The 24,482-nt window shown below is 44.9% G+C and carries 25 protein-coding genes; 17 read left to right on the plus strand and 8 right to left on the minus strand.

Annotated features, from left to right (window positions below; translation table 11 throughout):
- The first annotated feature begins 4 nt into the window (after window positions 1-4).
- From V756_RS0104165 to liaR, 11 genes are all read left to right on the plus strand, one after another.
- Entirely contained in the window at window positions 5-949 is a 945-nt protein-coding gene (locus V756_RS0104165; protein WP_024713564.1) for an ABC transporter substrate-binding protein, read from the plus strand.
- On the plus strand, window positions 912-1,973 hold the full coding sequence (locus tag V756_RS0104170; RefSeq protein WP_024713565.1) for a FecCD family ABC transporter permease: 1,062 nt from the start codon (window positions 912-914) through the stop codon (window positions 1,971-1,973). Before V756_RS0104165 ends, V756_RS0104170 begins: the two co-directional genes overlap by 38 nt.
- Window positions 1,973-3,301, plus strand: a complete 1,329-nt coding sequence (locus tag V756_RS0104175) for an ABC transporter ATP-binding protein (protein WP_081719776.1) — start codon at window positions 1,973-1,975, stop codon at window positions 3,299-3,301. The genes V756_RS0104170 and V756_RS0104175 overlap by 1 nt, the downstream gene beginning before the upstream one ends.
- 21 nt (window positions 3,302-3,322) lie before the next feature.
- Window positions 3,323-3,904: a cob(I)yrinic acid a,c-diamide adenosyltransferase gene (locus V756_RS0104180; RefSeq protein WP_024713567.1), complete on the plus strand. Its 582-nt coding sequence runs from the start codon at window positions 3,323-3,325 to the stop codon at window positions 3,902-3,904.
- Window positions 3,905-4,079: 175 nt separating this feature from the next.
- Window positions 4,080-5,348 (plus strand): MFS transporter, encoded by a 1,269-nt coding sequence (locus tag V756_RS0104185; protein ID WP_024713568.1) that lies wholly within the window; start codon window positions 4,080-4,082, stop codon window positions 5,346-5,348.
- 162 nt (window positions 5,349-5,510) lie between these two features.
- Window positions 5,511-5,891 (plus strand): cell envelope stress-induced membrane anchor protein LiaI, encoded by a 381-nt coding sequence (gene liaI / locus V756_RS0104190; RefSeq protein ID WP_024713569.1) that lies wholly within the window; start codon window positions 5,511-5,513, stop codon window positions 5,889-5,891.
- 26 nt (window positions 5,892-5,917) lie between these two features.
- The gene (gene liaH, locus V756_RS0104195) at window positions 5,918-6,598 is read left to right on the plus strand and encodes a stress responsive protein LiaH (RefSeq protein ID WP_024713570.1); all 681 of its coding nucleotides are present in this window, start codon (window positions 5,918-5,920) and stop codon (window positions 6,596-6,598) included.
- Between the two features lie 100 nt (window positions 6,599-6,698).
- Entirely contained in the window at window positions 6,699-7,571 is an 873-nt protein-coding gene (gene liaG / locus V756_RS0104200) for a LiaG family protein (protein ID WP_024713571.1), read from the plus strand.
- Window positions 7,572-7,604: 33 nt separating this feature from the next.
- On the plus strand, window positions 7,605-8,330 hold the full coding sequence (gene liaF / locus V756_RS0104205; protein ID WP_024713572.1) for a cell wall-active antibiotics response protein LiaF: 726 nt from the start codon (window positions 7,605-7,607) through the stop codon (window positions 8,328-8,330).
- Window positions 8,327-9,409 carry a two-component system sensor histidine kinase LiaS gene (liaS, locus tag V756_RS0104210; RefSeq protein ID WP_024713573.1) on the plus strand — a complete coding sequence of 361 codons (1,083 nt, stop codon included), beginning with the start codon at window positions 8,327-8,329 and terminating at the stop codon, window positions 9,407-9,409. Before liaF ends, liaS begins: the two co-directional genes overlap by 4 nt.
- The gene (liaR, locus tag V756_RS0104215; protein WP_024713574.1) at window positions 9,387-10,022 is read left to right on the plus strand and encodes a two-component system response regulator LiaR; all 636 of its coding nucleotides are present in this window, start codon (window positions 9,387-9,389) and stop codon (window positions 10,020-10,022) included. Before liaS ends, liaR begins: the two co-directional genes overlap by 23 nt.
- Before the next feature lie 7 nt (window positions 10,023-10,029).
- On the opposite strand, the gene gerAC is transcribed toward liaR, so the two are convergent.
- From gerAC to gerAA, 3 genes are read right to left on the minus strand one after another with little or no spacing between them, the layout of a single operon-like run.
- The gene (gerAC, locus tag V756_RS0104220; protein ID WP_024713575.1) at window positions 10,030-11,148 is read right to left on the minus strand and encodes a spore germination receptor protein GerAC; all 1,119 of its coding nucleotides are present in this window, start codon (window positions 11,146-11,148) and stop codon (window positions 10,030-10,032) included.
- Window positions 11,145-12,242 (minus strand): spore germination receptor protein GerAB, encoded by a 1,098-nt coding sequence (gerAB, locus tag V756_RS0104225; RefSeq protein WP_024713576.1) that lies wholly within the window; start codon window positions 12,240-12,242, stop codon window positions 11,145-11,147. The genes gerAC and gerAB overlap by 4 nt, the downstream gene beginning before the upstream one ends.
- Window positions 12,211-13,656, minus strand: coding sequence for a spore germination receptor protein GerAA (gerAA, locus tag V756_RS0104230; protein WP_024713577.1), 1,446 nt, complete (start codon window positions 13,654-13,656; stop codon window positions 12,211-12,213). The genes gerAB and gerAA overlap by 32 nt, the downstream gene beginning before the upstream one ends.
- Before the next feature lie 116 nt (window positions 13,657-13,772).
- On the opposite strand from gerAA, the gene V756_RS0104235 reads away from it, so the two are divergent.
- Together V756_RS0104235 and fumC are read left to right on the plus strand one after the other, a co-directional pair.
- Complete coding sequence (locus tag V756_RS0104235; protein WP_003221676.1) at window positions 13,773-13,958, plus strand: YvzF family protein; 186 nt, start codon at window positions 13,773-13,775, stop codon at window positions 13,956-13,958.
- Between the two features lie 66 nt (window positions 13,959-14,024).
- Window positions 14,025-15,413: a class II fumarate hydratase gene (fumC, locus tag V756_RS0104240; RefSeq protein WP_024713578.1), complete on the plus strand. Its 1,389-nt coding sequence runs from the start codon at window positions 14,025-14,027 to the stop codon at window positions 15,411-15,413.
- A 39-nt stretch (window positions 15,414-15,452) separates the two neighbouring features.
- On the opposite strand, the gene V756_RS0104245 is transcribed toward fumC, so the two are convergent.
- Window positions 15,453-16,328 carry a TetR/AcrR family transcriptional regulator gene (locus V756_RS0104245; protein ID WP_024713579.1) on the minus strand — a complete coding sequence of 292 codons (876 nt, stop codon included), beginning with the start codon at window positions 16,326-16,328 and terminating at the stop codon, window positions 15,453-15,455.
- 168 nt (window positions 16,329-16,496) lie between these two features.
- Between V756_RS0104245 and spxO the strand changes: the two genes are divergently transcribed.
- Window positions 16,497-16,661, plus strand: a complete 165-nt coding sequence (gene spxO / locus V756_RS01000000121830) for an anti-adapter protein SpxO (RefSeq protein WP_032681718.1) — start codon at window positions 16,497-16,499, stop codon at window positions 16,659-16,661.
- Between the two features lie 28 nt (window positions 16,662-16,689).
- Here spxO and cssS read toward each other — a convergent pair whose 3' ends face one another.
- Together cssS and cssR are read right to left on the minus strand one after the other, a co-directional pair.
- The gene (cssS, locus tag V756_RS0104255) at window positions 16,690-18,045 is read right to left on the minus strand and encodes a two-component system sensor histidine kinase CssS (RefSeq protein WP_024713580.1); all 1,356 of its coding nucleotides are present in this window, start codon (window positions 18,043-18,045) and stop codon (window positions 16,690-16,692) included.
- Window positions 18,042-18,719, minus strand: coding sequence for a two-component system response regulator CssR (gene cssR, locus V756_RS0104260; protein ID WP_024713581.1), 678 nt, complete (start codon window positions 18,717-18,719; stop codon window positions 18,042-18,044). The genes cssS and cssR overlap by 4 nt, the downstream gene beginning before the upstream one ends.
- 276 nt (window positions 18,720-18,995) lie before the next feature.
- Here cssR and V756_RS0104270 point away from each other — a divergent pair, with 276 nt between their 5' ends.
- Window positions 18,996-20,372, plus strand: a complete 1,377-nt coding sequence (locus tag V756_RS0104270) for a S1C family serine protease (RefSeq protein ID WP_024713582.1) — start codon at window positions 18,996-18,998, stop codon at window positions 20,370-20,372.
- 42 nt (window positions 20,373-20,414) lie between these two features.
- On the opposite strand, the gene mrgA is transcribed toward V756_RS0104270, so the two are convergent.
- Window positions 20,415-20,876, minus strand: coding sequence for a metalloregulation DNA-binding stress protein MgrA (mrgA, locus tag V756_RS0104275; RefSeq protein WP_024713583.1), 462 nt, complete (start codon window positions 20,874-20,876; stop codon window positions 20,415-20,417).
- Window positions 20,877-20,965: 89 nt separating this feature from the next.
- Window positions 20,966-21,808 (minus strand): oxidoreductase, encoded by an 843-nt coding sequence (locus V756_RS0104280; protein ID WP_024713584.1) that lies wholly within the window; start codon window positions 21,806-21,808, stop codon window positions 20,966-20,968.
- 134 nt (window positions 21,809-21,942) lie between these two features.
- Here V756_RS0104280 and V756_RS0104285 point away from each other — a divergent pair, with 134 nt between their 5' ends.
- Both V756_RS0104285 and V756_RS0104290 read left to right on the plus strand, forming a co-directional pair.
- Window positions 21,943-23,739, plus strand: a complete 1,797-nt coding sequence (locus V756_RS0104285; RefSeq protein ID WP_024713585.1) for a M3 family oligoendopeptidase — start codon at window positions 21,943-21,945, stop codon at window positions 23,737-23,739.
- A gap of 108 nt (window positions 23,740-23,847) precedes the next feature.
- Window positions 23,848-24,285 carry a YusW family protein gene (locus V756_RS0104290; RefSeq protein ID WP_024713586.1) on the plus strand — a complete coding sequence of 146 codons (438 nt, stop codon included), beginning with the start codon at window positions 23,848-23,850 and terminating at the stop codon, window positions 24,283-24,285.
- Window positions 24,286-24,482 lie beyond the last annotated feature (197 nt).

The raw sequence follows: 24,482 nt of genomic DNA on the forward strand, positions 1-24,482 counted from the left end.
GGTTATGAAAAAATCAGCCCGAATATGGACTGCGCTTTTGCTCGCTGCTGTTATGCTGGCAGGCTGCGGAAATACTGCGGATCAAAAGGATTCCAAGGCAAAGCAAAAGACAGGAGCGTTCCCTGTCACGATTGATGATGCGTCCAATCAAGATGTGACCATCAAAAAGGAGCCGAAAAAGATTGTTTCATTAATGCCGAGCAACACAGAAATTACATACGCTCTCGGTCTCGGTGACAAAGTGGTCGGCGTCACCTCAAACGATACATATCCAAAGGAAGTCAAAAAGGTTGAGAAAGTCGGAGACATGAATGTAAACGTTGAAAAAGTCATTTCTCTAAAGCCGGATCTCGTCCTTGCCCATGAGTCTTCCATGGCAGCGTCAGCGGACGCCATCAAACAGCTGAAGGATGCGGGCATTACCGTGCTGACTGTCAATGACGCACAATCATTTTCCGAGGTGTACAAATCAATCGAAATGATCGGAGAAGCTGCCGGTGCAGAGAAAAAAGCCGATCAGCTCGTGAAAAACATGAAATCAGATTTGCGGGATATTCAAGAAAAAGCGAAAACCATTTCAAAAAACGAGGAGAAAAGCGTATTTATCGAGGTTTCTCCGGACCCTGACATTTACACAACCGGAAAAGACACGTTTATGAATGAAATGCTGAATGTCATCCATGCTAAAAACGCAGCAGCGGACCAAACAGGCTGGGTGCAAATGACAGACGAGGCGATCGTAAAACATAATCCTGATGCTATCGTGACGACAGACGGAGTGAAAGCGAAAGCAGTGGAAAAACGCGATGGCTGGAGCGAAATCAATGCTGTGAAACATCATCGTGTGTATGATGTGGATCCTGATCTTGTGACACGTTCCGGTCCCCGTCTGATCGAAGGGGTCGAAGAACTTGCGGAAAGCATTTACCCGGATACATTTAAGGAATAATCGTTACGCCGCATATTTCATCAGTATTTCATTTTTAGCTGTAAGCATCGTCTTAGGCATTTCTTGCGGAAGCCTGCAAATTCCCATCCCCGCTATCTTTCGTGTCTTTTGGCATGAAGGCTTCGGCGGCTCTATCGGCTCTGATGACCCGATGTACACCAATATTATGATGAATATCAGACTGCCGAGAGTTATGCTGGCCGCCCTTGTGGGGGCGGCTCTTTCTATCGCAGGGACCGCTTTTCAGGGGCTGCTGAAAAATCCGCTTGCTGATCCATATACGATCGGTGTTTCATCCGGTGCTTCCGTCGGAGCGGTTGTGACCTTGTTCTTTGGCCTGAGGCTTCCTGTGATCGGAGGATTTACACTCCCGGTTGTGAGCGTGGCCGCGGCACTTGTCACAATTGCTGCGGTGCTTTCCTTCAGCCGTCTCGTTCATGCTTCAATGTCTGTTTCGACCCTCATTTTAACAGGGGTTATCATCAACTCATTTTTGGGCGCATTGATTTCTCTTATCATCGCCCTGACAGGTGACAACCTGCTGCCGATTGTGCATTGGCTGCTTGGCAGCGTCTCCATGCGGGGCTGGAGCTATGTGGTTTTGTTTCTCCCGTTTTTTCTTTTGGGAACCATTGTATTGATCATAAACGGCCGAGAGCTGAATGTGATGACATATGGAGAAGACAAAGCAAAACTTCTCGGAGTCAGCGTTCAGCAGAGAAAAGTGCTGATTTTAATAGCCGGCTCTCTTTTGACGGGAAGCGCTGTGGCTGTGTCGGGCACAATCGGTTTTGTCGGCCTTGTGATTCCGCATATCACAAGACTTTTGTGGGGAACGGACCATCGGCATTTACTGCCGCTGTCCGCCTTGCTCGGAGCAGGCTTTCTCGTTTTAGCCGATTTGCTTTCCAGAACGATCATTGAGCCGATTGAACTGCCGATTGGAATTATTACGTCCTTGGCGGGGGCGCCAGTTTTCGCCCTTATTTTAATTCGGCAGCACCGCGGGGGGAAACGATTATGATGAAGGCAGAAGGGCTGTCGGGAGGATATGGAGACAGCAAGCTGATCAACAATGTCAGTTTCACAGTGGAGAAGGGAGAATTCCTCGGTATTCTCGGCCCTAATGGAAGCGGAAAGACCACGCTTTTGCACCTGCTGACAGGGACGCTGCCAGCCAAGGAAGGCAGCGTTTATTTGGCTGGCAGACCGCTTGCGGACTATAAACCGAAAAAACTGGCGCAAATCATGGCCGTTCTGCCGCAAAAAACGGATCAAGCCTTTACCTTTACCGTCAAAGAAACTGTAGCCTTCGGGAGATATCCATTCCAAACAGGATTATTCAGACAGCATACTAAAAAAGATGAAGCCATTGTACAGGAAGCAATGGAGCAAACAGGAGTAGCCGCTTTTGCGCAAAAATCGATCCGTGAACTAAGCGGAGGGGAGCAGCAGCGGGTGTATTTGGCCCAAGCATTGGCGCAGCAGCCGCATATTTTATTTTTGGACGAGCCGACCAATTTTCTTGACCTGGCTTATCAAAAAGACCTGCTTGACCTCATCAGACGCCTGACAAGAGAAAACGGAATGGCAGCTGTCAGTGTTTTTCATGATCTGAACACAGCCAGCCTGTACTGTGATGAGCTCCTGTTTATGAAAAACGGTACAGCCGGGCCTAAGCAAAAACCGGAATATGCTGTCACCGAGCATCATATAAAGGCGGTGTACGATACAGATGTCACCGCATTGGTTCATCAGAGCTCATCTAAACCGATGATTGTGATTCAGCCTGAAAAAGACAGCGTACAGCCGCGGCCTATCTTATTTGAAGCATTGCTGCAAGCTGGGTGCGATAATATTCTCCTGCAAACGGAAACCCCGCTTCGCACCCTGTCCTCAGCGCCTCTCGGTGCAGGGTTTTCATGGAGCAGGGCGCTGATTCATAAACAGCTGCCACCCCAGTCGGATCCGATAGAAGGGCTGACGGGCTATTTATCTGAAAACGGTTTTCGTCTGCAGGAAACGTGTGCTATGGCTTCTCCGGGACGGCTTGACCGTTATGTATATCGAACATATGAAGATGGAGATTTATCCGTTTTCATCTGCGTCATGAGCGGCTTTTCAATATGGATTTTGATCAATGGTTATGCCGCAGATCAATTCTTCGTCAAAGCTCTGATGAACGCCGAGGCAGAACGAGTGAAAGCGCTGGGAGACCGACGGGCAGAGGGGGATATTCTCATCGCCGCGACGCAAACTCAGCAATCCGAAAACACAGAACGGCGGCTGAATCAATTGATACAGAAAGGGACAGCTGAATGTGTAAAAGAGGCTGCAGAGCTGTTTGAATAAGTCTGTAAAGGAGACATATGGATGAAACTATATACAAAAACAGGCGATAAAGGACAAACGAGCCTAGTCGGAGGCAGAACGGACAAGGACAGCCTACGCGTCGAAAGCTATGGCACGATTGACGAGCTGAACAGCTTTGTCGGACTTGCTTTGGCAGAGCTTTCCGGGCAGCCCGGCTTTGAAGATTTGACAGCCGAGCTGCTGAACATCCAGCATGAGCTGTTTGACTGCGGAGGCGATCTGGCGATAGTCACAGAAAGCAAAGACTATAAACTAACAGAAGAATCCGTTTCCTTTCTAGAAATGCGGATTGATGCCTACACAGCAGAGGCGCCAGAGCTGAAGAAATTTATTCTTCCAGGCGGATCGAAGGGGGCTTCGCTTCTCCATGCGGCACGAACCATTACAAGGCGGGCGGAGCGCCGAGTGACGGCGCTGATGAAATCAGAGGAGATCCATGAAACAGTGCTGCGTTATCTGAATCGCCTGTCCGACTATTTCTTTGCAGCCGCGCGGGTTGTGAATGTGAGAAGCGGCATTGACGATGTGGAATATGAAAGAAGTGCTATTGTGTTTCGGGACCGAAACAGCAGTGAATCATAAAAAAAGAAAACGAAAGCCGGCGTGTTCAAATGCATGCCGGCTTTTTTTGTTTTTCATTCTGTCACTATCCCATTTTACGACAAAAAATGAACCTTATGAATTATTGACCTTAAAATGGAAAAATGAGATATTGTAACAAATGTATGTAAAAAATAGGAAGTGAGGGCTCTGATAGATGGTGAAATTAATTGAAGGTAATAGCATCTGGAAGAGAAATTTCAATTATCTTTTTTTCTCAAGAATAGTCAAGATATCCGGCGATATGTTCGCATTTAATTCAATATTATGGTTTTTAATTTATGACGGCAAAGGTGCGATCGGGACCGCTTTATTGATTGCTGTCACCTTTTTGCCGGAAGCTGTTCTGGCGCCTGTGACGGGTCCTTTCATGAAACAGAACACGCTGAAATTTTGGATGTACTTTTCAGATCTGACAAGGGCTGCGATTGTCTTGATTATTCCTCTTTGCCATTTTGCAGGCTTTTCTCCGCTGTGGTTTGTCATGACTCTTATGATTGTGCATTCTGCTACAGGGGCTGCCTACAATCCCGCCTCCATAGCCTTAATTCCCCAAATCGTAAATGAACAGGGCATTCAAAAAGCAAACGCTGTACTGCAATCCTCCGCTCAAATTGTCCGGCTCGGAGCTGTCACGTTATGCGGTGCTTTTCTGACATTTATCAGTCCTTCTTATACAATGCTTATCGCACTAGTTCTCTATCTGGTTTCTGGCTTTCTCGTCCTTTTTATTAAGCACACTGCGGTTGAATCTCAATCAGAGTCAGCTGCTGTTGCGCAGAGAGGCACATATATCGGCAGACTGAAACGCGGTTTTACGCTTGTCAGAAGACATCAGATTTTATATCCGCTCGCTATTTATTGTATCTTTATGAATTTTGCGGCCGCTCCTTGGGAAGCACTCTCAGCCGTTTACGTTGCGGAAGATTTAAACGGCCAGCCGATCGTGTATTCACTTTTAAAGGCCGCCACTGCCGGAGGCGCGTTTTTATTGGGATTTGTCTTGGCAAAAGTCAAAGTGAACAGGTACGGCCTGCTATTCGTAACGGCCGGCATTATTGAAGGGTTTGCTTTCTTTGTTACCGGGATGAATACCTTTTTGCCGCTCGTCTTTTTTGCTGCATTCACCTTTGGCGCCGCAGTCAGTGCTGTTAATGTTCCAGAATACACGATTATCCAAACCTCTGTGGATAATGAGGATCAGCCGCAGGTCTACGCCGTTATACATATGATCTCAAATATATCTATACCTGCCGGAGCTGTTATTTGCGGATATGCCGCGAATGCTTTTGGTTCGGGAACAGTGATCGCTGTCGGAGGGGTTGTTGAAATTATTGCGGGTATCGGAATTTTGCTGTTCACTAAGCTGGCTAAAGCAGAACAATCCGACCTGATTAAAGAAAGGGAAGCAAGTATTCATCTGTAAAAGGATTTTGAAACGCCATGCCTCGTGCATGGCGTTTTTTTGTGCCTATGGGTCCGGCACAAGATACGACTCCGGTCTTATGTAAAAATCAACCTCTGATTCGTTTTGCGCAAAAGCCAATTTGTTTAAGATGAAGACAAGGAAAACGAAAGGAGGATCTGCATGAAGATAAACATGAAAACGATAGGCGGATTCTTATTCATTGTATTTGGGATCTCCGTCTTTTTTGGAGGAGGAAGCTTCGGCTTTATCATCCCGCTCGCAATCGGGAGCTTGATGACATACGCAGGAATCAAAAGGTTTGCCGCAGGAAAAACCATCACGGGAATCATCTTGGGCGGTATCGGAGTGATCATGCTCATCTGCTCACTTCCGTTTGTCGTCGGAATCGCGCTGGCGGCCGCTATGGTGTATTACGGCTGGAAGCTGATGAAAAACGGATCAGCGGATAACGGTGTAGCATCTTTTGATCCTGAACCGGCTTCGGCTGCATACCAATCTCACTTTGATGACGAATGGGAAGAATTTTTGAAGAAAAAATAATATCAGCATATTAGGAGGAATCAAGTATGGTATTAAAGAGAATGAGAGACATGTTTGTTGCGTCAGTTCATGAAGGCCTTGATAAACTGGAGAACCCAAAGGTGATGCTGAATCAATATGTCCGTGATATGGAAAGCGACATTGCAAAAGCAAAACAAACCATTGTGAAACAGCACACAATTGCCTATCAATTTAAGAAAAAATATGAAGAAGCAGCTGAAGCGGCAGGCAAACGCAAAAATCAGGCACAGCTCGCATTTGACGCAGGCGAAGAAGAGCTGGCGAAAAAGGCGCTGACTGAAATGAAGTATTTAGAAGGGAAGGCTGCTGAGCATCAAGCGTCCTATGAACAAGCAGACAGTCAGCTTGCTGAGCTGAAAGAACAGCTGGCTGCACTTGAAACAAAGCTTCAGGACGTAAAGGATAAAAAACAGGCGCTGATTGCCCGTGCAAATGCGGCGAAAGCAAAAGAGCATATGAATACGACCTTTGACAAAATTGACAGCGAAAGCGCGTATCGCGAGTTTTTGCGTATTGAAAACCGTATTGAAGAAATGGAAATCCGCGCGAATTATTCAAAGTCAGCGGAAGCCGGCACAGAACTCACACGCAAAGAATTCTCAGACGATGTGGAAGCGGAGATTGAAAAAATGCGGGCCCTCTCGCTGCAAAAATCAGATCAGGCATCACAAGCAGCAAATGAATAAGCGGAACAGGGAAGGATTTGCGGACAATTCCTTCCCTTCCGCGCGTATCAATTCACAAGCTTTTCCTTTATAATAGAATGACTGAGAAGGATGAAATCGAATGAAAAAAATGCTGGGCAAACTGCTGATCACTGCCGGTATTCTTATATTTTTCGCCGTCGTCGTAAAAGACGTGTTTGCTGCTGGCTTGAGTTTCGTAAACGGCACGGAAGCCGATTCTGCCAGCGCATCGCCTCGGGACATTGACAGTGTGGTCATTGAGTCGGACGGCAAGAATGTCCGGATCATAGCGGAAGAGCGAAATGACATTTCGGCAGGCATTTCAAGAGACTCAGGAAAGTTATTTGTTACTGAAAACAGAAAAAAACTGGAGCTGACCGCAAAGGAAAAAGAATTTCAATTTTTGAATGGGGCTACCCGTTCTTCCCTTGTCGTCCGTGTTCCATATGATTATAAGGGTGACCTGACGGTGCGAACCTCAAGCGGTGACGTGTCTGTGCACGGCAATCATCATCTTGTGCTTTCCGAGCTGAACGCAGTATCTGCGAGCGGAAATATAAGAGTGACGGACGTCCGCCTTCAAGATTTGAAGGTAAAGGGATCATCCGGCGATGTCACCATTTCAAATACCAACACCAAAACAGCCGGCATTGACCTAGCTTCAGGAGACACAAATCTGGCTGATGTATCAGGCTCTCTTGATGTGCAGATGACTTCAGGAAACCTTGTTGCCGCACTGAAAAAGGTAACGGGCCCTGTATCTGTCTCACTGACAAGCGGTGATGCAGATCTGAGCCTTCCCAAAAACGGCAGCTTTACAGTCAACGCGAAATCATCGAGCGGTGACGTCAGTTCGCCATATTCATTTGCTGAACCAGCACATAAAGAAGAACATCAAATCACAGGCTCGCAAGGAAGCGGCCGGCATCCGATCGTTATGAAAACGGACAGCGGGGATGTAACAATACGGTAGCATCAGGCAGAAGAAAGGAGGCGGACACCAGGAATGACAAAAAAACAGCTTCTCGGATTGATCATTGCATTATTCGGCATCAGCATGTTTTTGCAAATTATCGGAATAGGCGATCTGCTGTTTTGGCCGCTCTTTTTTCTGATTGCCGGCTATTTCTTAAAAAAATATTCCCGTGATTGGCTTGGCTCCGTCATGTACATCTTTGCCGCGTTTCTATTTTTGAAAAACCTCTTCAGCATCACCTTCAATTTATTCGGCTATGCGTTTGCCGCATTTCTGATTTACGCCGGCTACAGGCTTGTCAAAGGGAAGCCGATATTTGAACCGAATGAAAAACAGGTCAACCTCAATAAAAAAGAACATCATGAGCCGCCGAAAGATGTAAAACATCCCGACATGCGCAGCTTTTTTATCGGAGAGCTTCAGATGATGAAGCAGCCGTTTGACCTGAATGATTTAACTATTTCTGGTTTTATCGGCGATATTAAAATCGATTTATCTAAAGCAATGATTCCCGAGGGAGAAAGCACAATCGTCATTAGCGGAGTCATTGGAAATGTTGATATTTATGTCCCATCAGACCTTGAAGTGGCTGTCAGCTCGGCTGTTTTTATCGGTGATATCAATCTGATCGGCTCGAAGAAAAGCGGATTAAGCACAAAAGTCTATGCCGCGTCATCCGATTTCAGCGAGTCGAAGCGCCGTGTCAAAGTGTCTGTTTCCTTATTTATCGGTGATGTGGATGTGAAGTACGTATGAGAAAAAAACTGCTTGCGAGTCTCCAATGGCGCGCCATCCGCATGACAACGGGAATCAGCCTGCTCCTTTTTGCCTGCTTGATTTCCTTTATGATGTTTTATTATCGGCTCGATCCGCTTGTTTTGCTGTCATCAAGCTGGTTCGGAATTCCGTTTATCCTGATATTGCTGCTGATCAGCGTCACGGTCGGCTTTGCCTCAGGGTATATGTACGGCAATCGGCTGAAGACAAGGATTGATACATTAATTGAATCCATTTTAACCTTTGAAAACGGCAATTTCGCTTATCGGATACCGCCGCTTGGAGATGATGAAATCGGCCTGGCCGCCGATCAGCTGAATGAAATGGCGAAGCGTGTGGAGCTTCAAGTCGCTTCCTTGCAAAAACTTTCAAATGAACGTGCGGAATGGCAGGCGCAAATGAAGAAGTCAGTCATCTCCGAAGAGCGCCAGCGGTTGGCAAGAGACCTTCATGATGCGGTCAGCCAGCAGCTCTTTGCCATATCGATGATGACAGCAGCCGTATTGGAACACGTCAAGGATGCAGATGATAAAACAGTCAAGCGGATCAAGCTGGTCGAGCATATGGCAGGTGAAGCCCAGAATGAAATGAGGGCGCTATTGCTCCATTTAAGGCCTGTTACCCTTGAAGGAAAAGGACTAAAAGAAGGACTTACAGAGCTTTTGGATGAGTTCCGCAAGAAACAGCCGCTTGATATTGAGTGGGATATTCAGGACACGGCGATATCCAAGGGTATGGAGGATCATTTGTTCAGAATCGTTCAGGAGGCCCTTTCAAACGTGTTTAGACATTCAAAAGCCTCTAAAGTATCGGTCATTTTGGGCATAAAAAACAATCAGCTCCGGCTGAAGGTGATTGATAATGGAAAAGGCTTTAAAATGGATGAGGTGAAAGCATCCTCATATGGCTTGAACTCTATGAAAGAGCGTGCAAGCGAAATTGGCGGGGTCGCCGAAGTGATTTCAGTAGAAGGAAAAGGCACACAAATCGAAGTGAAGGTTCCGATTTTCCCGGAAGAAAAAGGAGAGAACGAACGTGATTCGAGTATTATTGATTGATGATCATGAAATGGTCAGAATGGGGCTCGCGGCTTTTTTAGAGGCTCAGGCCGATATTGAGGTCGTCGGAGAAGCGTCTGACGGCAGCGAAGGCGTGCGGCTTGCTGCGGAATTGTCGCCTGATGTCATTTTAATGGACCTTGTCATGGAGGGCATGGATGGGATTGAAGCAACAAAGCAAATTTGCCGGGAGCTTCCCGATCCGAAAATTATTGTGCTCACAAGCTTCATAGATGATGACAAAGTGTACCCGGTCATTGAAGCGGGCGCGCTCAGCTACCTATTGAAAACCTCAAAAGCGGCTGAAATCGCCGATGCCATCCGCGCTGCAAGCAAGGGAGAGCCAAAGTTGGAATCAAAAGTGGCGGGAAAAGTATTATCCCGGCTGCGCCACTCAGGTGAAAATGCGCTCCCGCATGAATCACTGACAAAGCGGGAGCTTGAAATTCTCTGCCTGATCGCAGAAGGAAAAACAAACAAAGAATTAGGCGAGGAACTCTTTATCACCATTAAAACAGTTAAAACCCATATCACCAATATTTTATCAAAACTGGGTGTCAGTGACCGGACGCAGGCCGCGGTGTATGCACACCGGAATCATCTTGTGAAATAGGCGGCCGTTAATCGGACGCGCCTTTTGTCCCGAAGTCTCTCACAACCACATTGACGCGATAGTCTATTTCCGCCGTGCTGAAATAATCATCATCCCATTTTCTTGCGATTTTTTTCCACTTTTGAGGATAATGAATTCTGACCTCGTTTCCCAGCCCGGTTACATCCGCCTTGATATCTTTTTGCAGTTTGCCCACGAACGCGGTCACTGTTTCACGCAATTGTTTTTCCACGGTTTTTTCGATCCCTTTTATATAGGAATCCTTAAAAGAGTCTTCCTTAGGATTCCAGTCCTCGGATAACCGACCCTCAATATTGCGTGTTACGGTAAACTTGAACTTGCCGTCTTTGTAGTCTGTTTTGATCTTGCGATTGGCGGAATACACTTCATAAGAAAAAAGTTTGCCGTGATGTCTCATATCAATGACGCCGCCTTGGACAGTGCCTGTGAATAAATTAATATTTTGCACCTCGCCCGGAGTTAAATCCCGCAGCCAAAATTTATTTTTAATGATAGAAGCACCATTGATGGCAAGCCTTCCGTTTTCCTCTCCGACATGAGGGATAAGAAACGAATCGTCAGAGGTTAAGTGTTCCGAAATTTCTCCCAGTGTAACAGGCTTCATCATTCGGATCGTCACTTTATTGTTCTCAGTCAGATCATAAATCACATTAGACGCCGGATCACCTTCATCATTCATTTTCAATATATCTTTTGTGCGGCCATCATTAACGAATACAAACGAGCTTCTTCTTGTTCCGTTGTCTCTGACAAACTGATTAATGATTGCATCCATTCCGACATGATCAGCAATAACGTCTTTAGAAAAGAGGATGACACGCAAATGCTGAGAAAACGTGGGATTATTCTTTAATGCTGCCGTTCTCATCATTTGATGCACTGTTTCGCCCTTTGTGAAAACAATCTTAGTCGGATCAGCTGAAGATCCTTCTTTTGAGCTGATTTTTTTCGGCACGAGAATTTGCTGAGTCAGCTCTAAATTTTTATCATCAGACTTGTCTATGCCCACACCGATCACCAAGCTTAATTCCTCAATATTTTGGCTGTCCCAGCATCCGGACAGCAAAATGGTGCACATCAAGATACATATCATGCGAACGTTCATTTTGCTGTAATCCTCCTTTTGACCGCGACAATAAAAAAGATAACGTAAGGAAGCAAAAACAGAAAGATGAAAATATAACCGAGATAATCGCTGTACATCATAACCTTATTGGCATCATCCGGCCACAGAGAAAAATAATAGGTTGCCGCACCGATGAGAATCAGGCTTTTCTTCGTTGATAATCCAATCGTTTTCTTCAGCCCTTTAGCTGCAAAATATCCGTAAATGACAAACGTAGTGAAAAATTGAATGATCCAGACGACCAGCAGAAAAGATTCAAACCGTTCAATGAATATGCCTTTCAGTTCAAAGGACTGAAAGAGAGAAATGGTTGGCCATATCAGTGTTTTGACCTCAGGAGCAGTCAACGCGCCAACCACGATGATGTATGTCAGGATGTACAAAAGAATCGGAATCAGAAACCCGAAAGACGCGTATCTGAATGTCTTTTTCTTTTTCTTCATATGCTCAGGCAGAAACAGCATAATTTCCATGCCCAAAAAAGAGATCGAAACAACCGTAAGCGAGTTCGCGACAGGACCGAGACCTTCACCTAAAACGGGCCGCAAATTATCAAGGTCAAAAATCTTAAAGCTGATAGCGAATAAAACCAGCAAAATAATGATCGTAATGACCAGATAAAAAGGAAAAAGACGCGATATATCATTTAATCCTCCAACGATTAAATAAATGCCGCAGCCGATAAACGCTAAAACAATCACCTGAATCGGCGTTCTCTCCAGCAGAAAAAACTTCACTATGTCCGCCATGGCCCGGGTTTCAAAGCTGGCTACCGCGATAAAATAGCAGCAGATCAAAAGGCCGAGGAAGCTGCCGATCCATTTGCCAAGCCCTTCCTGTAAATATTCAAACAGAGAAGGATACTGATGTTTTTTCTGAATAAGCGTATTTAAATAGATGAATAAAATGAATACAAAGCCTTCCAAAATCAGCGCAATCCAGCCGTCAGGAGTGTTTGCTTTCCCGGTCAGCGCTCTCGGTAATGTTAACAGACCGGCTCCCAGCATCGTATTTGCAATGATAGAAACCCCCTGGAAGGTATTAAGTTTGATTTGAGTCTGTTTTTGGCTCATTTGGATTATTCGCCTCTTTTGTTTTGTTTTTAATTGGGAGACGGATAATGGAATCGTCCGTATTTTTCATGCTGAAAAATCCGGTTGGCGAAAAATACGGAGATCCAAAGCTCGTTTGTCTCGCTAGGTGACTATAAATCACAAGCATAAATAAGATAATCCCGTACAGCCCGAGAATAGCGGCGGAAAACATCGAAATAAAACGCAGCACCCGGAAAGACAGCCCCATTCCATATTGGGGAACGGTAAAGGATGCGAGAGCGATGACGCTGACAACGATAACCATAATCGAACTGACGAGATTCGCTTCTACAGCAGCCTGTCCGATGACAACGCCTCCAACAAGACCGATTGTCTGGCCGAGCGGGTTGGGCAGGCGGAGACCGGCTTCTCTCAACAGCTCGATGGTTACTTCCATCAGCAGAGCTTCAAATATCGGCGGAAACGGCACATTTTCCCTGTTTGCCGAAATCGTGACGGCGAGTGCGGTCGGCAGCAGCCCTTGATGGAAGGAAACGAGTGCGATATAAATTGATGACAAAAACAAGGTAATAAAGATACTAGCAAAGCGCAGCAGCCGGATAAGAGACGCTGAAATCCAGCGTTCATAGTAATCATCCGGGGATTGCATCAGGATGCCGAGAGAAACCGGGACCAGCAGCACAAAAGGTGAACTGTCGATCAAAATGGCCACTCGGCCGTTAAACAGGGCCGACGATACTTTGTCTGGTCTTTCTGTACTTTGAATCTGCGGAAACGGTGAATATTTATTATCTTCAATGAGCTCCTCAAGCGTTCCGCTGTCTTGGATATCCTCCAGCTGGATATTTTTCAGCCGCGCTTTTACATCCTTTATGATGGACTTTTTTGCTTTGCCTTCAATGTACATAATGGCCGCCGGCTTCAGTTTGTTTTTGCCGATCATGATTTTTTTGGTGGTTAATTCCGGATGAGAGGTTCTTTGTCTGATCAAAGCGAGATTTGTATTGAGATCTTCTACAAATGCAACTTTTGGGCCGCGAACGACTTTTTCAGTTGTCGGCTCTGCCAGGCTTCTTGTTTTTTTCTGTCCTGTGGTCAGGATATAGGCTTTGTCCAGTCCGTTGACAAACACGGCACAATTGCCGTTGAGAATCGACTCCACCGTTTTTTCCGCGGTCTCAACGGGTCTTGCGTCAAGCTGATCAAGGCGTTTTTTGATCTGATCAAGCGTTAAGGTCTCCTCGTCTTTGATTAAGGTTTTAATGGATTCTGACACTTTATGCTCGTCATTCAATTCACTGAAATAGAGATAGTAAAAAACCAGTCCGTTCGCCAGCATTTTTTTGTTTTTGACCAGATCATCATTTTCTTTTAATTTTGGAAGCACCAATGCTAAATTATCATGTATATATTCCTTAAACGTGTGTTCCAAGGAAGTCACCTCTTATCCCAGTCCTTATTAGAGGTTATCTTTTCCTGTTAAAAAAATGATATACTGTGTTAGAGTATTTCATGATGTGAGTTTTTTATGAAAGCGGAGGAGACAAAGTGGCACAGGTAAGGCTTGCTGGAAAACAAGAAGAAATAGAACAGCTCATCAGGTCATTTGAGAAGCACTATGATGTGTCTTATACATCAAAGGAGTATGGCAGAACGAATCCAAAGTACAAATATTCAAAGGATTCCCGCGTATATCTTGAATTAAAATTAAAATCTGCCAAGATTGAAAAATAAAGAGGATTTTTTATTTCACTGGCGAATTATGATCTAATGAAGCAACCGTTATGGAGGGATACATAAATGGAATACAGAATTGAACGAGACACCATGGGAGAAGTAAAGGTTCCTGCTGATAAATTTTGGGGCGCCCAAACACAGCGAAGCAAGGAGAACTTCAAGATCGGTTCTGAAAAAATGCCGATGCGTGTTGTGAAGGCGTTTGCAATATTAAAACGAAGCACGGCGCTCGCTAATAAACGCCTCGGCAATCTGGATGCGGAAAAAGCAGAAGCGATTGCAGCGGTTTGTGATGATGTGCTCAAAGGCAAATACGATGACAACTTCCCGCTCGTCGTATGGCAGACCGGCAGCGGCACTCAAAGCAATATGAACATGAACGAAGTGGTAGCCAACCGCGCGACTGCTTTATTAAAAGAAAAGAACTCTGACCAAACGATTCATCCAAATGATGATGTAAACCGCAGCCAAAGCTCAAACGACACATTCCCGACTGCGATGCATGTTGCCGCTGTTTTGGCTGTTTATGAGCAGCTTGTGCCTGCGCTTGATCAGCTTCGCAATACATTGGATGAAAAAGCGAAAGCATACAACGATATTGTCAAAATTGGACGCACGCATCTTCAAGATGCTACGCCTTTGACGCTCGGACAGGAAATCAGCGGATGGGTTTACATGCTGGACCGTTCGAAGGAAATGATTTTGGAAGCGACAGATAAAATGCGTGCCCTTGCAATCGGAGGAACGGCTGTCGGAACCGGAATCAACGCTCACCCAGAGTTTGGAGAGCTTGTCTCAGAAGAGATCACAAAACTGACCGGCCAAACGTTCAGCAGCTCGCCGAATAAATTCCACGCGCTAACAAGCCATGACGAAATCACTTATGCGCATGGCGCATTAAAAGCGCTTGCGGCTGACTTAATGAAAATCGCCAACGATGTCAGATGGCTTGCAAGCGGACCTCGCTGCGGCATCGGGGAGATCGTCATTCCTGAAAATGAGCCGGGCAGCTCCATTATGCCTGGTAAAGTCAACCCGACACAAAGTGAAGCATTAACAATGATCGCAGCGCAAATCATGGGGAACGATGCAACAATCGGCTTTGCGGCAAGTCAGGGGAACTTTGAACTGAACGTGTTTAAGCCTGTGATTATTTACAATTTCCTGCAATCTGTGCAGCTGCTTAGTGACGGCATGAATTCATTCCATGATAAATGTGCTGTCGGTATTGAGCCTGACAAAGAAACGATTGAGGAAAACCTGTCAAATTCATTAATGCTTGTTACGGCGCTGAACCCGCATATCGGATATGAAAACGCGGCGAAAATCGCCAAGCTCGCTCATAAAGAGGGATTAACGCTGAAAGAAGCTGCTTTGAAGCTTGAATTGCTGACAGAGGAGCAATTTAACGAAATGGTTAAGCCTGAAGAGATGGTAAAGCCAAAGGCGTAATAGAAAGAAAAAACGGCTGCTTTTTAAGCAGCCGTTCTTCTAAATATGTTGCTGTTTTAATAGGTATTTAAGCTGCTCCGCATCTTTGGCGAGAGCTTCAGACTCCGTCAGATTATGGATCATTCCTTTTATGATCGCCAGCTTCGGTGTTTTTTTCTTCATTTCTGCTTCAAGTATGTCTAAGCTCTCCGATAATTCAAGAGAGGAGTTTGTGTGTAAGCTGTTAATTTTGTCACGAAGGCTTTTCACAATCGATTCAGTCAGCGGGTCAGGCCGTCCGTGTGTAAGAGGCCCAAATAAAGAGCTTGCCTCTTCCAATGTGATGAAAGGCTTATCGTGTCGTTCAGACATGCCTTTTACCATATCATCAATTCGATTCATAATGATGTCGGCTAATTGATCCGGCTTCACACTGTAATCGAGCAAAATCATGCATTCCAGATAAATCTGGCTGATCCCCTCAATTAAGAAACAAAGCTCTGCAGTGTACGGCTCCGCTGCTTTTCCGTAAATGTTCAGCAGGCTGTCAATATGAAATTGAAGTGAGGACTGGCGGATTTTTTTTGCGCATTGCTCCACTTCTTCTGTGTAAGGCAGGGAACCTTCCTTCATTTGCATGCTGATAAAATCCTTATGTTCAAGGATATTTTCATAGAGTACGGTCAGCTGTTTGCGGTAAGCCGTTCTCGGGCTGTCGCCCTTCGTTTTAATATTTAAAATTCGGGTAAACGTTTTATCATAATAGTAGTTCAGCATAGACAGAAGAAGCGCTTCTTTCGAAGGAAAATAAATATAAAAAGCGCCTTTAGATATTTTGCATTCTTTTGCGATTTCCTGAACTGAAGTTGAGTTGTATCCTTTTTGCGCAAATAGTTTTAAGGCTGTTTCAATAATCAGCTTTTCTTTTTCCTTCAATGGTTCCACCCTTTCAGAGCCCGAAGGCCTCATTAGGATATGACCATATAGTCACACCTTCTATTATAAAATTAACCTTATTGTAACTTGTTTTTTTATCATGTATTATTTATATTATATATTGAGATGACCGAATGGTCAAAGCTCAAGCGAAAGGGTGAATCTAAAATGAAAGAATTGGACGAAATGATCAGCCGCTTGCGAAACAGAGGAATCAAAGTGGAGAAAGTCAAATATCCGAAACAGACCTTGTCAGAGAAAAAATGGGTTCATCAATGCAAACAGCCGCTCAAAGCAAATTACAGAGATTTTAACGGCTATTCTTTCACATAAAAAAATAGACTGCAAAAACATGTACAGTCTATTTTGGCACTGCTATGCGGTAAGTTACACCCGTTTTGTCATTTTCAATTGAGATAGACGCCTTATGAAGAGTTAAAATTCGTTTTACGATGCTGAGACCAATGCCGAATTCGCCTTTCTTCCCTTTATTAAATGGCTCATATAGGCTGGAGAGCATCTCATCTTCAATATGCGGGCCGTCATTTTTAATGGTGATCACGATATTCCGATCATCTTGTTTCATGCTGATTTCTATTTTTGTGTCAGCATAGCGGATTTGATTTTCCAGAATATTTTCGAGGAGTTTGTTCCATTGCTCCGGATCGCCCATCATCAGAATGTCTTCTTCTACATTAATTCTCCACGATAATTCTTTCCGCGCCCATTTCAGTCTTTCGATGACTTCTTCCGTCACTTCCGCGATACTGAACATATCGTACTCCACTTTTTGCTTTGCTAAATAATCCAGCTTCGTTAAATATAATAAATCCTTTATTTTTTTCTCCAGTTTAAGGGCCTCGCCTTCAATGACATCTACTGTATTTTCAAGATTTCCTTTAGGGAAAATCCCGTCTTTAATCGATTGCGTATAGCCTCTGATGACCATGACCGGCGTTTTTAAATCGTGAGAGATATTTTGCAAGAGGGTTCTTTCAGTTTCGTCCTTTTGCACAAGCTTTTGGCGCATCTCTTCAATGGTATGGCCCAATTTGCCGATCTCATCTTTCCGGTCCACTTTCACTGGGTCATCCCAATCCTGTTCGGAAATCCGTTTGACGTGCTTTTCAAATGCCACGAGAGGCCTTGATAGGTACTTCGCAAGCCAAATGGCCGGAATCCAGCTTAATAAAATGACAACAGCTATAATAAACAGAAGCTGTTTGAATAGGGTAAAGGCCAGGTCGTCCCGATAAGAATCAAGCGCGTAAGAGAGCATCATTGCTGATTGTCCATTAACGGAGAGCCCCTTTTTAATGACAAAAAACACTTTCTCTCCATTGATATCGGCGCTGTACCGTTTCTTTTTGGCCTCCTGCTTATCGGCCAGCTTGTACACCTTATGGATAAACGAAGACGACAGAATGCTTAAATCCTTGTCTGAAGAAGCTTCTTCATTTTCTGGCAGGAGCACGTGCTGTACGGAGCGGACGGTGGTCGGCGCGGTGGCTTCTTCACTGTAATAACGCCTTTCAATTGAACCCGGCAGGCGGTACTCCGTCAGAACATGCTGCTCATTTTCAATTGTCGTATACGTTTCATTCGTAAAGAAATCGCGCAGCGTGTTTGAAAATAAGACAAGCAGTAAAAGGGATATCGCTAACAGGATGCCGGATATGACAACCCATATTTGAAACGAGAGCGGTTTGTTTTTCATGATGTCATCATCCTGTAGCCGAACCCGTAAATCGTCTCCACCTTCAATTCAGGCATCTTTTTGCGCAGTCTCCGGACAAGGTCATCAACAACACGGTCCGTTCCGAAATAATCATGCCCCCATACGTTAACGAGAATATCCTCACGAGAGTATGGATGCCCTTTATGATGGATAAATAATAGCAGCAGATCAAATTCCTTCGACGTCAAATTGATGATATTTCCGTTTTCATCATAGACTTCGCGGGCATCTTCAGCGACCCGGTACGAAGAGACGGCGATTTCATTTTTTTGGACAGGCGGAGCATCTTTATAAACGAGCTGCAGCAGCTTTTGCACACGGATAATCAGCTCCCGCGGCAGAAACGGCTTTGAAATGTAGTCATTGCTGCCAAGCTCTAAGCCAAGCACTCTGTCAATATCTGCATCTCGGGCGGAAATAAAAATGACCGGCACGTCAGGATCTTTCGCTTTGATTTCTTTTATTAATGTATAGCCGTCGGTATCCGGCAGCATGATATCGAGAATCCACAGGTGGGGAGACGGCGTCATTTTCTTTCTGGCGTCTTCACCTTTCGTAAAAGATGTAATGTTCCAGCCCTCATTCTCTAAATACTTCGTGAGCAGTTCATTCAGGTTATCCTCATCTTCAACTAGATAAATGGTGTATGACAAGGCTCTTCACATCCTTTCAACGTCATTATAAACTAGTTTTAACATACGGCAGGACATTTTCATAATTTCACATATTCTTTTCATTTTTATCCCACAATGTTTGTTTATGATATGTTTAAGGGAAGGAAGGAAGAAAAAGAGCGAGGAAGATGTAGGATGATGAAACATATTCTATTTTGGTGCTTTGCTTTTCTCCTCATTATTGGGACAATTGAACTTGTACATGCGATGAATATGTAACGATAAATGAAAAATCGTTAAAGGAGTGTAAGAACCATGGATTATCGACGTGATGACCAAAACGATCAACATCAAACAGAATCTTCACATACAGAACATTCGAACATAGAAAACCGGCAGCTGATTGAACATCCTGAACAGGAATTGCTTGACGCGCCTGTTTCATATGAAGCGGGAAAGCAGGAAACAGCTTCTGCGTTAGAAATGGAAAAGAAAGAAACGGCTGTGAAAAAGGAAAAGAAACGGAGAGCCGCATGGCTGAGTCCGATTTTAGGCGGGATTATCGGCGGGGGCCTGATGCTCGGTGTCGCTCCTTATCTTCCGTCAGACCAAAATCAGGCGATCGAGACGGCTTCCGCCAATAAACAGGTGCAATCTAATAATTTTTCAACGACACCGATAACGAACGCTTCAAACGTTGCTGATATGGTAGAGGATTTAGAGCCGACGATTGTCGGCATCTCAAATATCCAAACCTCTCAAAATAACACATTCGGCACGGGTGGCGGCTCCAGTTCAGAAAGTGAAAGCGGAACCGGGTCAGGCGTCATTTTCAAAAAAGACAGCAATAAGGCGTATGTCATCACAAACAACCATGTCGTTGAAGGCGCTAATAAGCTGACTGTCACGTTATACAATGGGGAAACGGAGACTGCCAAGCTTGTCGGCAGTGATACGATTACTGATTTGGCTGTTCTGGAAATCAACAGCAAGAACATCAAAAAAGTGGCGAGCTTCGGCGACTCTTCACAGCTGCGTACGGGTGAAAAGGTCATCGCCATCGGAAATCCGCTCGGTCAGCAGTTTTCCGGCACGGTAACACAAGGCATTATCAGCGGACTCAACCGGACGATTGATGTGGATACAACACAAGGCACGGTGGAAATGAACGTGCTGCAAACTGACGCAGCGATCAATCCGGGGAACAGCGGAGGCCCGTTAATCAATGCAAGCGGTCAGGTCATCGGCATCAACAGTTTGAAGGTGAGCGAAAGCGGCGTGGAGTCACTTGGATTTGCGATCCCAAGCAATGATGTCGAGCCGATTGTTGACCAGCTGCTGGCAAAAGGGAAAGTAGATCGACCATTTTTAGGCGTGCAAATGATTGATATGTCGCAAGTTCCTGAAACGTATCAGGAAAATACACTTGGCCTGTTTGGCGATCAATTGGGCAAAGGTGTTTATGTAAAAGAAGTTCAAGGGAATTCACCAGCAGCAAAAGCCGGCATCAAATCTGAGGATGTCATTGTCAAACTAAACGGCAAAGACGTGAAAAGCAGTGCGGATATCCGTCAGATCCTTTACAAAGACTTGAAAGTCGGAGATCAAACGACAATCCAAGTGCTGAGAAACGGAAAAACGAAAACATTGAATGTGACATTGACCAAACAGACAGAAAGCAGCACAAGCTAATAAGAAAATAAAAAGCTGAACCCGAAAAGGGTTCAGCTTTTTTTATCCTAAGTAGGCGGAAAGCATCCATACTTGTTTGTCCACTTCATCAATTAATCCGACAAACAAGTCCGCTGTTGCATTGTCTTGATTTTCTTCAGCTAGGCCGATCACGAATTTAGATTCGCTGCTGATTTGTTTGTAGTCGTTTACCAATGCTTGTACCATTTCTGACGCTGACGTTTCATTTCCGCCGTCTGTGATAGATGCATGCTCAATGTATTCTTTCATTGTGGCAACAGGCTGCCCGCCGATCGCCAGCAGGCGCTCTGCGATGGTATCGACTGTTTCCGCTGCATGGTCATACAGTTCTTCAAATTTCTCGTGCAATGTAAAGAAATGCGGTCCTTTCACATACCAGTGAAAGCGGTGGAGCTTAGCGTATAAAAGAAACCAGTTTGATAATTGCGTGTTCATTGAATTCTCAACTAATGTTTGGTTTGTTTTTGCGTTTTCAGTTTTCATAAGATAACGTCCTCCTTGTGATCTGTTAATATAATTATACCATATATTAATTAAAAATCAATACTAAATTATAATAATTATAATTTAGGTTAGTTGAATAGTTTTTTCTTCAGGATAGACTCCCACGCAGACCAAGGGAATAGCGACCGGAATAACAGGGTGAGCTTGATGCCTTTTCCGATTGGGTAACGGAATTTCTTTACGTGCTGTTTTGTTGCCAAATGATAAATGAGGTCGGCAACCTCTTGGGGGTCCCCGCTTTCATCGGCGTTTTTTTCGACGTAGGAAAGAATTTTTTTATAGTATTGATGATAGGCTGAATCGTCTGCAGGCACCGACATATAATTTGATAATGAGGTTGACCAGATCGATGTCTTGTATGAGCCCGGTTCGATTAAAGCGGTTTCGATACCGAATGGAAGCAGCTCGATACGCAGGCTTTCAGAAAAACCCTCTAATGCATGCTTGGACGCCGCATAAGGCGACAGCGCAGGGAATCCGGTCAGTCCGCTGATGCTGCTCACGTTTATAATCTTTGCGCCGCCGTGCTTTCTTATGTAAGGCAGCACAGTTTTTGTCACATGGATGACTCCAAAGACATTCGTTTCAAATTGCTGTCTGAAATGTTCCATCGGCACATCCTCGACAAATCCGCCGTAAGCCGTTCCGGCGTTGTTGACGAGAAGATCAATGGGAGCGTAAGCACTCATAGCTTTCCCGAATAAGGCAATGGATTGTTCATCTGTGACGTCGAGAGCGGTTATGTGAATAGAATCTGACACATTGTGTGCTGCGGCCAATTCCCGCAGCTGTTCAGCTTTCTCAGGCTGTCTTGTTGTGGCAATCACGAAAAATGACTTGGCGAGCTTTACTGCCGCCAGCTGACCAAAGCCTTTTGACGCTCCAGTTACGATTGCGATTTTTTTATGCATCATATACCTCCTAAATGATCTGTTACAGCTATTGTACATTCATATACGGAAAAAGACGCCTATAAAAGAAATTTTTATACAATAATTCAGAATTGTTCTATAATAAAACGAAAGAAGGAAAGGGGTTTTGTGTTATGGCGCTGCAAGGGGTAGACCAGAGGTGGGATCTGGATTCATTTTTTAAGGGCGGGAGCCACTCAGAAGAATTCAAGAGATATATTGAGGAGCTGTCACAAAGTCTCTCTGCATTTCAAGATAGGACTGATGCGTTTCAGGCGCCAGAATCGCCCGAAGAGGCTGAAGGGCTGACGGCATTGCTTGCTGTATTCGAACAGACATCTGTCATGCTTCAGCAGGCCGGCGCTTTTGTCGCTTGCCTTCAGGCCCAGAATATCAATGATCAGAAGGCTATAGAGCATCAGTCACTTATGAACCGGCTTTCCGCAGATTTTCAATCGTCACTCGTTACATTAGATCATAAACTTGTGGCCATTGATCAAGATGTGTGGAATGAATTGTTAACAAAACCGGGATTACGCGATGTATCATACATATTAAATGAAAGAAGACAGCGGGTTGCCGAAAAGCTCAGCCCGGATAAAGAAAAGCTGATTGGAAACCTCGCGGTGGACGGATACCACGCTTGGAGCGACTTATACAATATGGTTGTCGGAAAAATGACGATCCCGTATGAGGAAAACGGTGTGAACAAGCAGTTGTCTGTCGGCCAGGCTGAAAATGTGATGGATCATCAAGACCGCGCTGTCAGAAAAACAATATATGAACGTTTGCATCAAGCTTGGGAAAGCAAGCAGGATGTGTTCAGCAGCACGCTTAATCATTTGGCGGGATTCCGGCTTGAAACCTATAAAGCGCGGGGCTGGGAGAACGTCTTGAAGGAGCCGCTGCAGATCAACAGGATGAAAAAAGAAACACTTGATATGATGTGGCAGGTCATCACTGAAAACAAGCAGCCGTTCGTTCAGTTTCTGAACCGGAAAGCCTCGATGCTCGGCCTTGAAAAACTCAGCTGGTACGATGTTGAGGCGCCGATCGGGTCTGACGGAAAAGCCTATACTTATGATGAAGCCGCAAATGTCATCATCAGCCAGTTTTCAACGTTTGGCAAAAAGCTGTCCTCTTTCACTGAAAAAGCGTTTCGGGACCGTTGGATAGAAGCGGAAGACAGGAGCGGAAAAAGAGTCGGCGGCTTTTGCACGAGCTTTCCTGACAGCGGAGAATCGCGGATTTTCATGACATTTTCGGGAAGTGCCTCAAATGTCTCAACGCTTGCACATGAGCTTGGGCACGCATTCCATCAGGAATCAATGCTCAATGTCAGGCCGTTAAATCGGTCCTATGCCATGAATGTCGCAGAAACGGCTTCAACGTTTGCAGAGATGATTGTGGCGGATGCGGCTGTCCAGCAGGCGGAGACGAAGGAAGAAAAGCTCGTCCTTCTTGAAGATAAAGTGCAAAGAAGCGTTGCGTTTTTCATGAATATCCATGCAAGATTCTTATTCGAAACGAGATTTTATGAAGAACGAAAGCGTGGAGTGGTTCCGGCCGGCCGTTTGAATGAGCTGATGGAAGAGGCGCAAAAAGAAGCATATTGCAATGCGTTAGGAGAATACCATCCGCTCTTTTGGGCGTCAAAGCTTCACTTTCACATCACGAGGGTGCCGTTTTACAATTTTCCTTATACGTTCGGCTACCTGTTTTCTCTCGGTATTTACGCAATGGCGCTTGAGGAAAAAAACGCGTTTGAAGAGAAGTATATTGCACTGTTGCGGGATACAGCTTCTATGACTGTGGAAGATTTGGCGATGAAGCATTTGGGCGCTGATATTACGAAGCGCGATTTCTGGGAAAATGCCATCAAGCTGGCCGTTCGTGATGCGGAAGCCTTTTTGCAAATGACAGAATCTTAAAGATAAGCCGTGGCGTTATATGCCTCGGCTTTTTAAATTCTTCCCTGAATGAGGATTTCATTCTCTGGATATACCTAAAACAAATGGAATCCTACAGGGGGGAAACATATGCATTTGATCAGAGCAGCCGGGGCTGTTTGTCTCGCAGTGGTTCTGATTGCGGGCTGCCGTCTCAATGAAGAACAACAGCAGGCAGAAGGAGAACATTCAGCCGTCACTCAACTGAAGTCCGTTCCTTACAGCAATTTCTCGCTTCGTGTGAGCTACGGGGATGGTGAGCATAATCGGTATGAAGGAATCTATACAAAAAACGGGACTCAGGAAACAGCGGAAATCCAGGATAAACTCTCTGGCATAACTCAGGAGGGAGAAGAAGCATTAGATGAGATGAAAATGATCCTGAGCGAGCTTTCCGTGAATGACCAAATGGCTGAAACAGAAGTGATTCACAGTGTGCTGGCAGCGTTTAATCTGGACAGCCATTTTGATCATATCGACTTAAAGCTGAAGCTGAAAAACGGTTCGGTGAGAGAAATCAAGAAATAACCATGTGATTAAAAACCATAAACGCCAATGATGTCCAAAATACTAATTGAAAATGATTTTCAAAGTCAGTGTTTTCTGCTACAATGAGGGATATATAACCATATCAAATGGCTGAATCACTTGCATTGATGACAATTGACTTTAAACGACGCATGTATATAGAAAACGTGCAATACATAGTGCTGCTAAAGCCAGCA

Origin of the sequence: Bacillus tequilensis KCTC 13622 (assembly GCF_000507145.1) — a bacterium.
Taxonomy (GTDB): Bacteria; Bacillota; Bacilli; order Bacillales; family Bacillaceae; genus Bacillus; species Bacillus tequilensis.

Excerpts from the sequence above, each read along its gene's own strand:
- V756_RS0104175 (WP_081719776.1), top strand. The coding sequence starts at position 1,973 with ATGAAGGCAGAAGGGCTGTCGGGAGGATATGGAGACAGCAAGCTGATC.
- V756_RS0104270 (WP_024713582.1), top strand. The coding sequence starts at position 18,996 with ATGGATTATCGACGTGATGACCAAAACGATCAACATCAAACAGAATCT.
- gerAB (WP_024713576.1), bottom strand. The coding sequence starts at position 12,242 with ATGAGCCAAAAACAGACTCAAATCAAACTTAATACCTTCCAGGGGGTT.
- spxO (WP_032681718.1), top strand. The coding sequence starts at position 16,497 with ATGAAAGAATTGGACGAAATGATCAGCCGCTTGCGAAACAGAGGAATC.
- liaI (WP_024713569.1), top strand. The coding sequence starts at position 5,511 with ATGAAGATAAACATGAAAACGATAGGCGGATTCTTATTCATTGTATTT.
- V756_RS0104165 (WP_024713564.1), top strand. The coding sequence starts at position 5 with ATGAAAAAATCAGCCCGAATATGGACTGCGCTTTTGCTCGCTGCTGTT.
- mrgA (WP_024713583.1), bottom strand. The coding sequence starts at position 20,876 with ATGAAAACTGAAAACGCAAAAACAAACCAAACATTAGTTGAGAATTCA.
- liaH (WP_024713570.1), top strand. The coding sequence starts at position 5,918 with ATGGTATTAAAGAGAATGAGAGACATGTTTGTTGCGTCAGTTCATGAA.
- V756_RS0104185 (WP_024713568.1), top strand. The coding sequence starts at position 4,080 with ATGGTGAAATTAATTGAAGGTAATAGCATCTGGAAGAGAAATTTCAAT.
- liaS (WP_024713573.1), top strand. The coding sequence starts at position 8,327 with ATGAGAAAAAAACTGCTTGCGAGTCTCCAATGGCGCGCCATCCGCATG.
- V756_RS0104180 (WP_024713567.1), top strand. The coding sequence starts at position 3,323 with ATGAAACTATATACAAAAACAGGCGATAAAGGACAAACGAGCCTAGTC.
- liaG (WP_024713571.1), top strand. The coding sequence starts at position 6,699 with ATGAAAAAAATGCTGGGCAAACTGCTGATCACTGCCGGTATTCTTATA.
- liaF (WP_024713572.1), top strand. The coding sequence starts at position 7,605 with ATGACAAAAAAACAGCTTCTCGGATTGATCATTGCATTATTCGGCATC.
- V756_RS0104285 (WP_024713585.1), top strand. The coding sequence starts at position 21,943 with ATGGCGCTGCAAGGGGTAGACCAGAGGTGGGATCTGGATTCATTTTTT.
- V756_RS0104290 (WP_024713586.1), top strand. The coding sequence starts at position 23,848 with ATGCATTTGATCAGAGCAGCCGGGGCTGTTTGTCTCGCAGTGGTTCTG.
- gerAC (WP_024713575.1), bottom strand. The coding sequence starts at position 11,148 with ATGAACGTTCGCATGATATGTATCTTGATGTGCACCATTTTGCTGTCC.
- V756_RS0104280 (WP_024713584.1), bottom strand. The coding sequence starts at position 21,808 with ATGCATAAAAAAATCGCAATCGTAACTGGAGCGTCAAAAGGCTTTGGT.
- fumC (WP_024713578.1), top strand. The coding sequence starts at position 14,025 with ATGGAATACAGAATTGAACGAGACACCATGGGAGAAGTAAAGGTTCCT.
- cssS (WP_024713580.1), bottom strand. The coding sequence starts at position 18,045 with ATGAAAAACAAACCGCTCTCGTTTCAAATATGGGTTGTCATATCCGGC.